Raw genomic sequence first — 14,134 nt, 5'->3', positions numbered from 1 at the left:
ATGTCGCTGGCTAAAGCGTCCTTGTGGACGGCTACCAGTACGCTGGTAAAAATTGGTGCGGGTTTGTTGGTGGTAAAACTGCTGGCGGTCTCTTTCGGCCCTGCGGGTGTGGGCCAGGCGGGAAACTTCCGTCAGATGGTCACTGTGCTTGGCGTGTTGGCGGGCGCCGGGATTTTCAACGGCGTCACGAAATACGTTGCGCAGCACCATGATGACCCGGCGCGGTTGCGTAAGGTGGTGGGGACATCGTCCGCAATGGTGTTGGGATTCTCTACGCTGATGGCGGCGATTTTTTTGCTGGCAGCAGCGCCTATCAGTCAGGGATTGTTTGGTCATACGCATTTTCAGGGGCTGGTACGCCTGGTTGCGCTGGTACAGATGGGGATTGCCTGGGCAAACCTGTTGCTGGCGTTGATGAAAGGATTCCGCGATGCCGCAGGTAATGCGCTATCGCTGATTATTGGCAGCCTGGTCGGCGTCGTGGCCTACTACGGCTGCTATCGGTTGGGCGGATACGAAGGTGCTTTGCTGGGGCTGGCGCTGGTACCAGCGCTGGTGGTGGTGCCCGCCATGCTTATGCTGATCAAGCGTGGAACCCTCCCTGTGCAATACCTGAAACCTTCCTGGGATAACGGGCTGGCAGGGAAACTTAGCAAGTTTACGTTGATGGCGCTCATTACCTCTGTGACGCTGCCCGTGGCGTATGTGATGATGCGAAACCTATTGGCGGCGCAATACAGCTGGGATGACGTGGGGATTTGGCAGGGGGTGAGCAGTATCTCTGATGCGTACCTGCAATTTATTACCGCTTCATTCAGTGTGTATCTGCTGCCAACACTGTCTCGCCTGACTGAAAAGCGCGACATCACGCGTGAAGTTATCAAATCGCTGAAATTTGTATTACCGGCAGTTGCCGCCGCGAGTTTTACCGTCTGGCTGTTACGTGATTTTGCTATCTGGCTGCTTTTCTCCGCTAAATTCACCGCCATGCGTGATTTGTTTGCCTGGCAACTGGTGGGGGATGTACTGAAAGTGGGTGCCTACGTATTTGGCTATCTGGTGATCGCGAAGGCCTCGCTGCGGTTTTATATTCTGGCCGAAATTAGCCAGTTCATTTTGTTGACGGCATTTGCCCACTGGTTGATCCCCGCGCACGGTGCTCTGGGCGCGGCACAGGCCTATATGGCAACGTACATCGTCTATTTTTCTCTTTGTTGTGGCGTGTTTTTACTCTGGCGTAGGCGGGTATGACTGTACTGATTCACGTTCTGGGATCGGATATCCCTCACCATAACCAAACCGTGCTGCGGTTCTTCAACGACGCGTTGGCTGCAACAAGTGAGCACGCACGCGTGTTTATGGTTGCCGGTCAGGATACGGGATTTAGCGAGAGCTACCCGGCGTTATCACTGAGTTTCTACGGTGGAAAAAAGGCGCTGGCAGAGGCCGTTATCGCCAAAGCTAAGACGGATCGCCAGCAGCGTTTCTTCTTTCATGGGCAGTTCAATACTAGTCTGTGGCTGGCATTGCTGAGCGGGGGGATTAAGCCTGAGCAGTTTTACTGGCATATTTGGGGTGCCGATCTGTATGAAGTCTCCAGTGGGCTGAAATTCCGTCTGTTTTACCCGATTCGCCGAATGGCACAAAACCGCGTGGGTTGTGTCTTTGCCACGCGAGGCGATCTGAGCTATTTCGCTGAGCTGCATCCGCGTGTTCGCGGGGAATTGCTCTATTTCCCAACCCGTATGGATCCGTCGCTGAACAATATGAGCAATGAGCGCCAGCGACGCGGGAAAATGACGATCCTGGTCGGAAACTCTGGCGATCGCAGTAATGAGCATATTGCCGCGCTGCGTGCTGTCCATCAGCAGTTCGGCGACACGGTTAACGTGATTGTGCCAATGGGTTACCCGGCAAATAATGCAGGCTATATTGAAGAAGTGCGCCAGGCGGGTCTGGCGTTATTTAGCGCCGATAACCTGCAAATTCTCAGTGAAAAGCTGGAGTTTGATGCCTATCTGGCGCTACTGCGTCAGTGCGATCTGGGTTACTTTATCTTTGCCCGTCAGCAGGGGATTGGTACATTGTGTCTGCTGATTCAGGCGGGGATCCCGTGCGTGCTCAATCGTGAAAACCCATTCTGGCAGGATATGGCAGAGCAAAACATCCCGGTTCTGTTTACGACAGATGTACTCAATGAAGGTATCGTACGCGAGGCGCAGCGCCAACTGGCATCGGTTGATAAAAGTGCAATTACTTTCTTTAGCCCGAATTATCTGCAACCGTGGCATAACGCGCTGCGCATTGCCTCAGGAGAAACCGTATGAGTCTGATGCAATTCAGCGGTCTGCTGGTGGTGTGGCTGCTCTCGACTTTGTTTATCGCCACGCTGACCTGGTTTGAATTCCGACGCGTGCGGTTTAACTTCAATGTCTTCTTCTCATTGCTGTTTTTATTGACGTTTTTCTTTGGTTTTCCGTTGACCAGCGTGCTGGTATTTCGCTTTGATGTGGCGGTGGCCCCGCCGGAAATTTTGCTGCAGGCGTTGCTGTCCGCTGCCTGCTTCTACGCAGTGTACTATGTGACCTATAAAACACGCCTGCGGAAACGGAGCCCGGAGAGAACGCGCAAACCGCTGTTTACCATCAATCGCGTTGAAGCACATTTGACCTGGATTATCCTGATGGCGATTGCGCTGGTGAGCGTGGGCATTTTCTTTATGCACAACGGTTTCCTGCTGTTCAGGTTGCAATCCTATAGCCAGATTTTCTCCAGTGAAGTCTCCGGGGTGGCTCTGAAACGCTTCTTCTACTTCTTCATTCCGGCGATGCTGGTGGTCTACTTCCTGCGTCAGGACAGCAAAGCGTGGTTGTTCTTCCTGGTGAGTACCGTTGCATTTGGTTTGCTGACGTACATGATTGTTGGCGGAACCCGCGCCAATATTATTATCGCGTTTGCCATTTTCCTGTTTATCGGCATTATTCGCGGCTGGATTTCGCTGTGGATGCTGGCCGCCGCGGGGGTACTGGGTATTGTCGGAATGTTCTGGCTGGCGCTGAAGCGCTACGGGATGAACGTCAGCGGCGATGAGGCGTTCTATACGTTCTTATACCTTACGCGCGACACCTTCTCGCCGTGGGAGAATCTGGCGCTATTGCTGCAAAATTACCACAATATTGAGTTTCAGGGACTGGCGCCGATTGTTCGTGACTTCTACGTCTTTATCCCTTCCTGGCTGTGGCCGGGACGACCTGGCATTGTTCTCAACTCAGCGAACTACTTTACCTGGGAAGTGTTGAATAACCACTCGGGGCTGGCGATTTCGCCGACGTTAATTGGTTCGCTGGTGGTGATGGGCGGGGCGCTGTTTATACCGTTAGGCGCGATTGTCGTCGGCCTAATTATTAAATGGTTCGACTGGTTGTATGAATTAGGCAACCGGGAAACTAATCGCTATAAGTCGGCGATTTTGCACAGTTTCTGTTTCGGTGCCATTTTTAATATGATCGTTTTGGCACGTGAAGGGTTAGATTCGTTTGTCTCGCGAGTGGTTTTTTTCCTCGTGATTTTCTGCGTCTGTCTGTTGGTGGCAAAATTGTTGTACTGGCTGTTTGATAGTGCGGGACTCATCCATAAACGAATAAAGTCGGTGCCCCGGACACAGGTTGAAGGATCGTAATGACAGATGACACAACTGCGCCGCTGTATTCACTGCGCGGATTAGAACTGATTGGCTGGCGCGATATGCAACATGCGCTGAATTACCTGTTTGCCGAGGGACGTCTCAGGCAGGGGACGCTGGTAGCAATTAACGCTGAAAAAATGCTGACAGCGGAGGATAACCCAGAGGTTCGGACGTTGATCGAAGCCGCTGAGTTTAAATATGCGGATGGGATCAGCGTGGTGCGTTCCGTGTGTAAAAAATTTCCGCAGGCGCAGGTATCACGTGTGGCGGGGGCCGATCTCTGGGAAGCGCTGATGGCTCGCGCCGGGAAGGAAGGAACGCCCGTATTCCTGGTGGGCGGTAAGCCTGATGTTCTGACACAAACAGAGGCAAAACTGCGCGCACAATGGCACGTCAATATTGTTGGCAGTCAGGACGGCTATTTTACCGCCGATCAGCGTCAGGCGCTGTTTGAGCGTATTCATGCCAGCGGCGCACAACTTGTTACCGTGGCGATGGGTTCGCCGAAACAAGAAATTTTTATGCGCGACTGTCGCCAGGTTCATCCGCATGCGCTGTATATGGGCGTGGGCGGCACCTACGATGTGTTTACCGGGCACGTAAAGCGCGCGCCCAAATTCTGGCAGAGCCTGGGATTGGAGTGGCTGTATCGCTTGCTGCTGCAACCGAGTCGTATCACCCGCCAACTTCGTTTATTACGTTATCTCCGCTGGCACTATACCGGCAATCTCTGACATCACCTCTGCGTTGTTCAGTAGCGCGTTATGCTAAACGCGCTACTTATTCACAACATAATCGCTGCTTTCTCGCACAATCTATTCATTTTTTGAATGCTTTAATTGCCATTTAGGCGATTTTAAGAAACCATTCGCAACAATCATTGCAGTGCCGTGGTGTTTTTGGCGCCAACCGTAAAGTGGTCGGTGCTGAATGGCCTGTTATGGCAGAAAACGATGTACCCATAACGATAACCGGTAATACCGGAAACGATGCAAACACAACAAGAGGATCTATGGCCGAGAACAAACCTGAGCTACAGCGTGGGCTGGAGGCTCGTCACATCGAATTAATTGCCCTTGGGGGCACCATTGGCGTCGGACTGTTTATGGGGGCTGCCAGTACCCTGAAATGGGCGGGACCGTCGGTTCTTCTGGCGTATATCGTCGCTGGGTTGTTCGTCTTCTTCATCATGCGTTCCATGGGGGAGATGTTGTTCCTGGAGCCGGTCACCGGCTCATTCGCCGTTTACGCTCACCGCTACATGAGCCCCTTCTTTGGCTATCTTACCGCATGGTCATACTGGTTTATGTGGATGGCGGTGGGGATCTCGGAGATTACCGCCATTGGGGTGTACGTCCAGTTCTGGTTCCCGGAAATGGCGCAATGGATACCCGCACTGATTGCTGTTGGACTGGTTGCGTTAGCAAACCTGGCAGCAGTTCGCTTGTATGGTGAAATCGAATTCTGGTTTGCCATGATCAAAGTGACCACCATCATTGTGATGATTGTCATTGGCGTAGGGGTTATTTTCTTCGGCTTTGGTAACGGTGGTCAGGCGATCGGCTTTGGCAATTTGACCGAGCATGGCGGTTTCTTCGCGGGGGGCTGGAAAGGGTTCCTGACAGCATTGTGTATTGTTGTTGCTTCCTATCAGGGCGTGGAGCTAATCGGCATAACGGCTGGTGAAGCGAAGAATCCACAGGTCACACTGCGTAGCGCGGTAGGTAAAGTGCTGTGGCGTATCCTGATTTTCTACGTGGGGGCGATTTTTGTTATCGTCACTATCTTCCCGTGGAATGAGATTGGCAGCAACGGCAGCCCGTTCGTTCTCACTTTTGCCAGGATTGGTATTACAGCAGCCGCTGGGATTATCAACTTTGTGGTCCTGACGGCGGCGCTGTCTGGCTGTAACAGCGGGATGTACAGCTGTGGCCGTATGCTCTATGCGCTGGCAAAGAATCGCCAACTCCCCGCCGCTGTTGGAAAAGTTTCCCGTCATGGCGTACCGGTTGCCGGCGTGGCCATTTCTATCGCCATCCTGCTGATTGGTTCGTGCCTGAACTACATCATTCCCAACCCGCAGCGTGTATTCGTTTATGTTTATAGCGCCAGCGTACTGCCGGGGATGGTGCCATGGTTTGTGATCCTGATAAGCCAGCTGCGTTTCCGTCAGGCCCATAAGGCGGCGATCGCCAGTCATCCTTTCCGCTCGATTTTGTTCCCGTGGGCGAATTATTTGACGATGGCGTTCCTGATTTGCGTATTAATCGGCATGTACTTTAATGAAGATACCCGAATGTCGCTGTTTGTTGGCATTGGCTTCTTACTGGCGGTGACGCTCATTTATAAGGTTTTTGGCCTGAATCGTCATGGCACAGCCCAAAAATTGCAGGAATAAGCGACAAAACGCACAAAGCGTGACCAAACGATAATTTATTTTAAAAAAGCACTAGACAGCAGACCGAGACCTCCGTAATATCCAGCCCCGCAACGGCGCTAAGCGCCCGTAGCTCAGCTGGATAGAGCGCTGCCCTCCGGAGGCAGAGGTCTCAGGTTCGAATCCTGTCGGGCGCACCATTTAGTAAGGTGCCGGAGCTGCGGTGGTTTTAATACCGCGTAAAAGATTTGCAGTGGTGGCTATAGCTCAGTTGGTAGAGCCCTGGATTGTGATTCCAGTTGTCGTGGGTTCGAATCCCATTAGCCACCCCATTAATTTAAAGTTGTGAAATGCGAAGGTGGCGGAATTGGTAGACGCGCTAGCTTCAGGTGTTAGTGTCCTTAGGATGTGGGGGTTCGAGTCCCCCCCCTCGCACCACGACTTAAAGAATTGAACTAAAAATTCAAAAAGCAGTAAAACGGCGAGTAGCGCAGCTTGGTAGCGCAACTGGTTTGGGACCAGTGGGTCGGAGGTTCGAATCCTCTCTCGCCGACCAATTTTGAACCCCGCTTCGGCGGGGTTTTTTGTTTTCTGTTCTTCGCTTTTGTACCTCTTCTCCCCCAAATGTCATGAAGTCCTAAAAAGCCGCAATCCCTGGTTTTTACAGTGCAATCACCGCATACGCTGTGTAATAATATGCGTGTAGATGCTCATTCCATCTCTTATGTTCGCCATCAGGCCTCATAAACTCAGGAATGATGCAGAGCCGTTTACGGTGCTTATCGTCCACTGACAGATGTCGCTTTAGCTTCATCAAACACCATGGACATAACGTTGAGTGAAGCACCCATTTATGTTGTCATACAGACCTGTTTAACGCCTGCTCCTTACCGAGCGGGCGTTTTTTTATGCATAAACAAAATCCTTCGAGCTGCTTCTCGAATGATTTTGCGTATACGATTGAAAAATATGTAGGCCCGGTAAGCGAAAGCGTCACCGGGCATTCAGGAGTTACTGCGGGGGATTGTTGTTCTGCAGTGTCAACATCAGGCCATCACGGCGCAGGGTGGCGGCTTCTTCCGGCTGATGCAGCCTGTCCAGTGCGTCGGCAAGCCAGGCGTAGTCGTATGCATCCGGGCGTTGTTTAAGCGCGGCACGGAAGGCGAGCGTAGCTTCCTGCCATTCACCGTGCTTCATCAATGACTGACCAAGCGTACTCCACAGCAGTGGGCGGTCGCCCACCACTTTAATTTGCTGGCGCAGTACTTTTTCTATCTGTTCCGGGTTGTTGGTTTTCAGACGTGGGATCGGCAGCACCAGGCGGTCGTCATACTGACGTTTCAGACCATCGATGATGATTTGCTGTGCCGTATCGTGATCGTCACACTCAATCAGATGTTCTGCCATCGCCACCTGCAGGGCAACCTGATGACGAGTCTTACGGCTCTGGTTTTTCCACCATGCGCGTAATCCCTCGCTGCCCTGATCGGCGCGAACCTGATCCATCAGACCCACCCATGCCTGCTGTTCCAGCATCGCACGGTGTTCTTCATCACCCACATGCGCTTTCGCCATTGATGGAATGATATCCAGCAAAGAACTCCATGCGCCGGTGCGAATATAAGCCTGTTCAGCCAGGCGCAAGACTTCCGGATGACGTGGCGTCACTTCCAGCAGTTTGTCTACGCTGTGGCGTGCGGCATGGTTTTCATTACGCGCCAGCTGCAAACGAACACGGGCGATTTCGACTGGGATCGTATCATTTCCGGCGAGTTCGGCTGCGCGTTCAAGGTGTTGATTAGCGCGAGCTTCATCACCACGCTGCTGAGCCGCTTCTGCCGCCAGCAGGTAATTCACCACCGGCTGTTCTGCGTGATCGGCATTTTTTGACATCAGCTTTTCAACCTGCTGATAGTCGCCTTCTGCCAGTTTAAGCAGCGCCTGCTCGGTCTGCTTACGCGCACGACGGCGTTTACGCCCCACGAACCAGCCGCGGGTATGCGCACCAGTACGGAATATACGGCGCAGCAGCCACTCAATCGCAAAAAGAATGACCATCGCGACGATCAGAATGATCACCAGACCCGTCACGCTGGTTTCGATGTTGTAGTTATCCGTCTGGATCAGCACGTAGCCCTGATGACCGGCTATCATCGGACCGACGACGATCCCGGCGATCAACAGCACAAAGAGCAACAATACTTTTAGCATCATTATTCTCCTTGCGGCGCGGCTGCCGGAGCATCTGCCTGAGGTACTGGTGCAGGTGCGGCTTCAGCCGGTGATGTGGATGGCTGGGCCAGCAAATTACGCACGCGAGTCTGCATTAGCTTCTCAAGAATAACCTGGCTCTGAAGTGTTTCCGGTACGTCCATGCTGATGCTTTGCTGGCTCAGTTGATCGACCTCTTCAAGGAACGCTTTTGTCGCCGCATCGTCAGTGTCGTAATAGGCGCGAACCCACGTGGAGACATTTTCCAGCGCCTGGCGGTATGTTTCTTCCTGATGGCGAGGTACGGCTTGCGCCGCCACTAGCAGGCGTGAACGGATGTTCTCACGTAAGTAAACATCCTGGTTTGGCGCCAGTAGCGGGACGGCGGTTTCATCACGACGGCGAATGGTGATAAAACTGTCCATAAAGTTCTGCCAGCTTTTTTGCAGATTGACGCGCCATTCGCTAATGGAACTGGAAAGCTCGCTGCTGTCAGAATCCATCGGTGAATCATCGGTATCGTTATCAGCCAGACGCAGGTTATCAATTTGGTTAGCGAGCTGGTTTACCTTGAGGATAATGCCATCATAGTCGACCTGAGTTACCGCAGAGAGGCTGGCGATATCGTCGGTAATCGCGCGACGAGCGGCAATTAAACTGGGGTCATTCATGTCAGCCAGGCTGGCGTCGGCGCTTTTCAGCAACGCTGCGGCGGTGGTAACGTCCTGATCGCTCCATAATTTACGCCCCGCCAGTTTCACCAGAAAATCGGCCTGCGCCAGTAGCCAGGTTTTGGCATCGCTTCCGGAGATAGTGGCGATTTTTTGCTGAACCTCATCAAGCTGTTTGGCCAGCGCAGTCTGCTGGCGATTGGCTTCATCCAGCTGTGTTGCCTGCTGCTTAATAATGCCTTCCAGCTCGGTCTTTTGGGTTTCTTGCGCTTTTTGCAGCGCCATGAGCTGGTTTGCCAGCGCATCACTGGTTGCTGTCTGCGTAGTGGCCTGCTGTTTTCCCCAGCCATACAGCCCCACACCTGCCGCCAGCGCAATAGCAATCGCCACCGCGCTCAGAATCAGCGCCGTGCTGTTCTTACTCTTTTTTTCAGTATTGACTGGCTGTGATGTGGTTTCCACGGCCTCCCTGGTCTCTTCAACCACGGCGGAGGTTTTTTCTTGTTCCGTCATTATGGCATCCCATTATGAGAGTTATTGTAATGCGCGTAGCAGCGCATCGTTGTCAGCGTTATCAGCGACCTTAATATCTTGCCAGCCCAGTTCCCGGGCGAGGTGCGCCAGACGCTCACTGACGACCAGCAGCCGACAGCGTAGTAACCAGTGCTCACGATACCATTGCGGAATGAGCGACCAGAGCTGTTGTAGCATCTCTCCGCTGGTGACAACCAGCGTGGTCACGCCGCGAGATTGCCAGCGCATCGCTTCCTCTGCGCCATCGTAATGTTTTGCACTGCGTTGATAACATTCACAAAAATCGACATCAGCTCCGCGTGCTGTCAGGGTTTCACCTATTAGCTCGCGGCCACCGTTGCCGCGTAATATCAGTGCGCGTTTTCCCGCAATATTTTGTAATTCAGGTAATTGTAGCAAGACTTCGCTGATTTCCCGATCCAGAGGGTAGTGAATATTGCATCCGCTCACGGTGTGTAACGCCAGCGCCGTTGTACGGCCGATGGCAAAATAGTGCGGGAGAGTGGACCAACTTACCCCTTGCCGCTGAAGCTCGGCATCGGCAAAGGTGACGGCGTGCTGCGAGAGTGCGAAGACCAGATCGTTTTCGGTGAGCGCCGAAAGACGGGGGGCAAGCGTTGGCAGTTCCCGGCCCGGCGCGAACTCAATAAGCGGAAAGCTCCAGGCCACCTGCCCCAGTGTGCGCAGACGGCTCACTAACTCTTCCCCAGCGGGAGACGGGCGGGTGACCAGAATACTCATGCGGGGGCATCTCCGTTATAAACTTCAGCCAGAATGGCGCGCGCACCGTTCTCCAGCAGTTCTTCTGCCAGAGATATACCCATTTTTTCCGCATCCTGCGCGGCGCCGCGACGTTCTCCGCATACCATCTGCGAACCGTCAGGCGCGCCAACCAGCGCTCGTAGCCAAATCTCACCGTTGATGAGTTCGGCATAACTGCCGATTGGCACCTGACATCCCCCTTCCAGGCGGGTGTTCATGGCACGTTCGGCTTTGACGCGTAGCGCAGTTTCTTCATGGTTGAGCGGCGCTAACAGCGCCTGAGTGCGCATGTCATCCAGTCGACATTCTATGCCAACTGCGCCTTGTCCGACCGCAGGCAGGGAGACTTCTGGCGGCAGAGCAGTACGGATTCGCGACTCCAGTCCTAAGCGTTTTAATCCGGCGACCGCCAGAATAATCGCGTCGTAGTCGCCGTTATCCAGTTTGCTCAGGCGAGTGCCTACGTTGCCGCGCAGCGAACGGATGATGAGGTCCGGACGACGCTTCGCCAACTGGCACTGGCGACGTAAGCTGGACGTTCCAACGATGCTACCTGCCGGGAGTTCATCCAGCGTGTTGTACTTATTGGAGACAAAAGCATCACGCGGATCTTCACGCTCGCAAATGGTGACCAGTCCAAGACCGTCAGGGAATTCAACCGGCACATCCTTCATGGAGTGCACGGCGATATCGGCGCGTTTTTCCAGTAGTGCGACTTCCAGCTCTTTAACAAACAAACCTTTACCCCCGACTTTTGCCAGTGGGGTATCCAGAATCACGTCGCCACGGGTCACCATGGGAACCAGTTCCACGATCAGACCGGGGTGGTTTGCCATTAAGGCGTCTTTGACATAATGTGCCTGCCAGAGCGCAAGGGGGCTTTGGCGTGTGGCAATTCTCAAAACATTGTCTAACATGCTTGTTACCGTCATTATCAATCATTGACCATCCTAACATCCTTATCAAAGGGATGTCAGCGTTACGCTCAAACGTAAGTGAGAGGAAAAGGCGCTGCATCATCACTGGCAGTGATTAATGACGAGAAACCTCCCGACCGTATGAAGGAATTTACACGTAACGAACGGTGCTACACTTGTAAGTAGCGCATCTTTCTTTACGGTCAATGAGCAAGGTGTTAAATTGATCACGTTTTAGACCATTTTTTCATCTGTAACTAATAAAAGTGCAGGTGAAAAAGGTAACGGTTATTTTTGACATACGGTTTATCCGGATTGATAACGAGGGTGGTGAGCGTTTGCGCCGCCGCTATCGACACCATGACGGATGCAACATCAGGCGATACGTCTTGTACCTCTATATTGAGACTCTGAAACAGAGACTGGATGCCATAAATCAACTGCGTGTGGATCGCGCGCTTGCTGCCATGGGACCTGCCTTCCAGCAGGTATACAGTCTGCTGCCGACATTATTGCACTACCACCACCCACTGATGCCGGGTTACCTCGATGGTAACGTTCCCAAAGGCATATGCTTTTACACGCCTGATGAAACCCAACGCCACTACCTGAATGAGCTGGAACTGTACCGCGGTATGTCACCGCAGGATCCCCCAAAGGGCGAACTGCCGATCACTGGCGTTTACTCGATGGGCAGTACCTCTTCGGTAGGGCAAAGCTGTTCGTCTGACCTTGATATCTGGGTCTGCCATCAATCCTGGCTGGATAGCGAAGAGCGCCAGTTGCTGCAGCGTAAATGTAGCCTGCTGGAAAGTTGGGCCGCGTCGCTGGGCGTGGAAGTCAGTTTCTTCCTGATTGACGAAAACCGTTTCCGTCACAATGAAAGCGGCAGTCTGGGTGGTGAAGACTGTGGCTCGACGCAGCATATTCTGCTGCTTGATGAATTCTATCGCACCGCTGTGCGCCTCGCGGGTAAACGTATTCTGTGGAATATGGTGCCGGGCGACGAAGAAGAGCATTACGACGATTACGTCATGACGCTCTACGCACAAGGGGTGCTAACGCCAAACGAATGGTTGGATCTCGGCGGGCTCAGTTCGCTCTCTGCCGAAGAGTATTTTGGCGCCAGCCTCTGGCAGCTGTACAAGAGTATCGACTCCCCGTACAAAGCGGTGCTGAAAACGCTGCTGCTGGAAGCCTATTCCTGGGAATACCCCAATCCACGCCTGTTGGCGAAAGACATTAAACAGCGCCTGCACGACGGCGAGATTGTCTCTTTTGGTCTCGACCCATACTGCATGATGCTGGAGCGCGTGACCGAATACCTCACGGCGATCGAAGACCCGACGCGTCTGGATTTAGTGCGTCGATGTTTCTACTTAAAAGTCTGTGAGAAACTGAGCCGTGAACGCGCCTGCGTGGGCTGGCGTCGTGAAGTATTAAGTCAGTTAGTGACAGAGTGGGGTTGGGATGAAGCCCGTCTGACCATGCTGGATAATCGCGCTAACTGGAAAATTGACCAGGTACGCGAAGCGCACAACGAACTGCTCGACGCAATGATGCAGAGCTATCGTAATTTGATCCGTTTTGCGCGCCGTAACAATCTTAGCGTCAGCGCCAGTCCGCAGGATATCGGCGTGCTGACCCGTAAGCTGTATGCCGCATTTGAAGCCTTGCCCGGCAAAGTGACGCTGGTGAACCCGCAGATCTCACCGGATCTCTCAGAACCCAATCTGACCTTTATCCACGTGCCGCCAGGTCGCGCTAACCGTTCGGGTTGGTATCTCTACAACCGCGCGCCTAACATGGATTCGATCATCAGCCATCAGCCGCTGGAATATAACCGCTACCTCAATAAGCTGGTAGCGTGGGCGTGGTTTAACGGTCTGCTGACCTCGCGTACGCATTTGTTTATTAAAGGTAACGGTATTGTCGACTTGCCGAAGCTGCAGGAGATGGTCGCTGATGTGTCGCACCACTTCCCGCTGCGTCTGCCGGCACCGACGCCAAAAGCGCTATACAGCCCGTGCGAAATTCGTCATCTGGCGATTATCGTTAACCTCGAATATGACCCGACGGCGGCGTTTCGCAATCAGGTGGTGCATTTTGATTTCCGTAAGCTGGATGTCTTCAGCTTTGGCGAAGAGCAAAATTGTCTGGTGGGTAGCGTAGACCTGCTGTATCGCAACTCGTGGAATGAAGTGCGAACCCTGCACTTCAACGGCGAGCAGGCGATGATTGAAGCGTTAAAAACGATTCTGGGCAAAATGCATCAGGATGCCGCGCCGCCGGATAGCGTCGAGGTCTTCTGCTATAGCCAGCATCTGCGCGGTTTAATTCGTACTCGCGTACAGCAACTGGTGTCTGAGTGCATCGAATTACGCCTGTCCAGTACGCGGCAGGAAACCGGACGCTTTAAAGCACTGCGTGTTTCCGGCCAGACATGGGGACTGTTCTTCGAACGCCTGAACGTCTCGGTGCAGAAGCTGGAAAACGCGATTGAATTCTATGGCGCGATTTCACATAACAAACTGCACGGGCTTTCCGTTCAGGTTGAAACCAACCATGTGAAACTCCCGTCGGTGGTGGACGGATTTGCCAGTGAAGGGATCATTCAGTTCTTTTTCGAAGAAACGGGTGATGAGCAGGGCTTTAACATCTACATTCTGGACGAGAGTAACCGGGTCGAGGTGTATCACCACTGCGAAGGTAGCAAAGAGGAACTGGTACGCGACGTCAGCCGTTTCTATTCATCGTCGCACGATCGCTTCACTTACGGCTCCAGTTTTATCAACTTTAACCTGCCGCAGTTTTATCAGATTGTGAAAACTGACGGGCGCGCGCAGGTGATCCCGTTCCGCACCCAGCCGATTAGTCCAGTCCCGCAAACCAGTCAGGATAACGACACGCCGCTGTTGCAGCAGTATTTTTCGTGAACATGATGCCGGATGCCGGTGTGAACACCTTATCCGGCAAT

The 14,134-nt window shown here is 53.1% G+C and carries 10 protein-coding genes and 4 tRNA genes; 10 read left to right on the top strand and 4 right to left on the bottom strand.

Annotation, left to right across the window (positions count from 1 at the left end):
- From wzxE to OGY19_RS09860, 9 genes are all read left to right on the top strand, one after another.
- Positions 1-1,251 carry a lipid III flippase WzxE gene (gene wzxE, locus OGY19_RS09900; RefSeq protein WP_115601244.1) on the top strand — a complete coding sequence of 417 codons (1,251 nt, stop codon included), beginning with the start codon at positions 1-3 and terminating at the stop codon, positions 1,249-1,251.
- Entirely contained in the window at positions 1,248-2,327 is a 1,080-nt protein-coding gene (locus OGY19_RS09895; RefSeq protein ID WP_048214068.1) for a TDP-N-acetylfucosamine:lipid II N-acetylfucosaminyltransferase, read from the top strand. The genes wzxE and OGY19_RS09895 overlap by 4 nt, the downstream gene beginning before the upstream one ends.
- Complete coding sequence (gene wzyE / locus OGY19_RS09890; RefSeq protein ID WP_115601243.1) at positions 2,324-3,679, top strand: ECA oligosaccharide polymerase; 1,356 nt, start codon at positions 2,324-2,326, stop codon at positions 3,677-3,679. The genes OGY19_RS09895 and wzyE overlap by 4 nt, the downstream gene beginning before the upstream one ends.
- Positions 3,679-4,419 (top strand): lipopolysaccharide N-acetylmannosaminouronosyltransferase, encoded by a 741-nt coding sequence (gene wecG / locus OGY19_RS09885; RefSeq protein WP_115601242.1) that lies wholly within the window; start codon positions 3,679-3,681, stop codon positions 4,417-4,419. The genes wzyE and wecG overlap by 1 nt, the downstream gene beginning before the upstream one ends.
- Positions 4,420-4,697: 278 nt before the next feature.
- Entirely contained in the window at positions 4,698-6,083 is a 1,386-nt protein-coding gene (gene thrP, locus OGY19_RS09880; protein ID WP_048214071.1) for a bifunctional threonine/serine APC transporter ThrP, read from the top strand.
- Positions 6,084-6,185: 102 nt separating this feature from the next.
- Positions 6,186-6,262, top strand: a tRNA-Arg gene (locus OGY19_RS09875).
- A 56-nt stretch (positions 6,263-6,318) separates the two neighbouring features.
- Positions 6,319-6,394 (top strand) — tRNA-His (locus OGY19_RS09870).
- A 20-nt stretch (positions 6,395-6,414) separates the two neighbouring features.
- Positions 6,415-6,500 (top strand) — tRNA-Leu (locus OGY19_RS09865).
- Between the two features lie 41 nt (positions 6,501-6,541).
- Positions 6,542-6,618, top strand: a tRNA-Pro gene (locus tag OGY19_RS09860).
- 455 nt (positions 6,619-7,073) lie between these two features.
- On the opposite strand, the gene hemY is transcribed toward OGY19_RS09860, so the two are convergent.
- From hemY to hemC, 4 genes are read right to left on the bottom strand one after another with little or no spacing between them, the layout of a single operon-like run.
- A complete protein-coding gene (hemY, locus tag OGY19_RS09855) occupies positions 7,074-8,273 on the bottom strand; it encodes a protoheme IX biogenesis protein HemY (protein WP_048214072.1) in 1,200 nt (399 codons plus the stop codon).
- 2 nt (positions 8,274-8,275) lie between these two features.
- Entirely contained in the window at positions 8,276-9,457 is a 1,182-nt protein-coding gene (gene hemX, locus OGY19_RS09850) for a uroporphyrinogen-III C-methyltransferase (RefSeq protein WP_048214073.1), read from the bottom strand.
- 21 nt (positions 9,458-9,478) lie between these two features.
- Complete coding sequence (gene hemD, locus OGY19_RS09845; RefSeq protein ID WP_048214074.1) at positions 9,479-10,219, bottom strand: uroporphyrinogen-III synthase; 741 nt, start codon at positions 10,217-10,219, stop codon at positions 9,479-9,481.
- A complete protein-coding gene (gene hemC / locus OGY19_RS09840) occupies positions 10,216-11,157 on the bottom strand; it encodes a hydroxymethylbilane synthase (protein ID WP_137345892.1) in 942 nt (313 codons plus the stop codon). The genes hemD and hemC overlap by 4 nt, the downstream gene beginning before the upstream one ends.
- A gap of 389 nt (positions 11,158-11,546) precedes the next feature.
- On the opposite strand from hemC, the gene cyaA reads away from it, so the two are divergent.
- Positions 11,547-14,093 carry a class I adenylate cyclase gene (cyaA, locus tag OGY19_RS09835; RefSeq protein ID WP_048214075.1) on the top strand — a complete coding sequence of 849 codons (2,547 nt, stop codon included), beginning with the start codon at positions 11,547-11,549 and terminating at the stop codon, positions 14,091-14,093.
- Positions 14,094-14,134 lie beyond the last annotated feature (41 nt).

It is taken from the genome of Citrobacter sp. Cy070, from assembly GCF_030332245.1.
Lineage (GTDB): Bacteria > Pseudomonadota > Gammaproteobacteria > Enterobacterales > Enterobacteriaceae > Citrobacter > Citrobacter youngae.
The sequence above is the reverse complement of the archived record's forward strand: the minus strand, read 5'-3'. Positions and strand labels throughout refer to the sequence as shown.

Bases quoted from the DNA above. Each gene is read 5' to 3' on its own strand.
- wzyE (WP_115601243.1), top strand. From the start codon at position 2,324: ATGAGTCTGATGCAATTCAGCGGTCTGCTGGTGGTGTGGCTGCTCTCG.
- thrP (WP_048214071.1), top strand. From the start codon at position 4,698: ATGGCCGAGAACAAACCTGAGCTACAGCGTGGGCTGGAGGCTCGTCAC.
- hemX (WP_048214073.1), bottom strand. From the start codon at position 9,457: ATGACGGAACAAGAAAAAACCTCCGCCGTGGTTGAAGAGACCAGGGAG.
- OGY19_RS09895 (WP_048214068.1), top strand. From the start codon at position 1,248: ATGACTGTACTGATTCACGTTCTGGGATCGGATATCCCTCACCATAAC.
- hemD (WP_048214074.1), bottom strand. From the start codon at position 10,219: ATGAGTATTCTGGTCACCCGCCCGTCTCCCGCTGGGGAAGAGTTAGTG.
- wecG (WP_115601242.1), top strand. From the start codon at position 3,679: ATGACAGATGACACAACTGCGCCGCTGTATTCACTGCGCGGATTAGAA.
- hemY (WP_048214072.1), bottom strand. From the start codon at position 8,273: ATGCTAAAAGTATTGTTGCTCTTTGTGCTGTTGATCGCCGGGATCGTC.
- hemC (WP_137345892.1), bottom strand. From the start codon at position 11,157: ATGTTAGACAATGTTTTGAGAATTGCCACACGCCAAAGCCCCCTTGCG.
- wzxE (WP_115601244.1), top strand. From the start codon at position 1: ATGTCGCTGGCTAAAGCGTCCTTGTGGACGGCTACCAGTACGCTGGTA.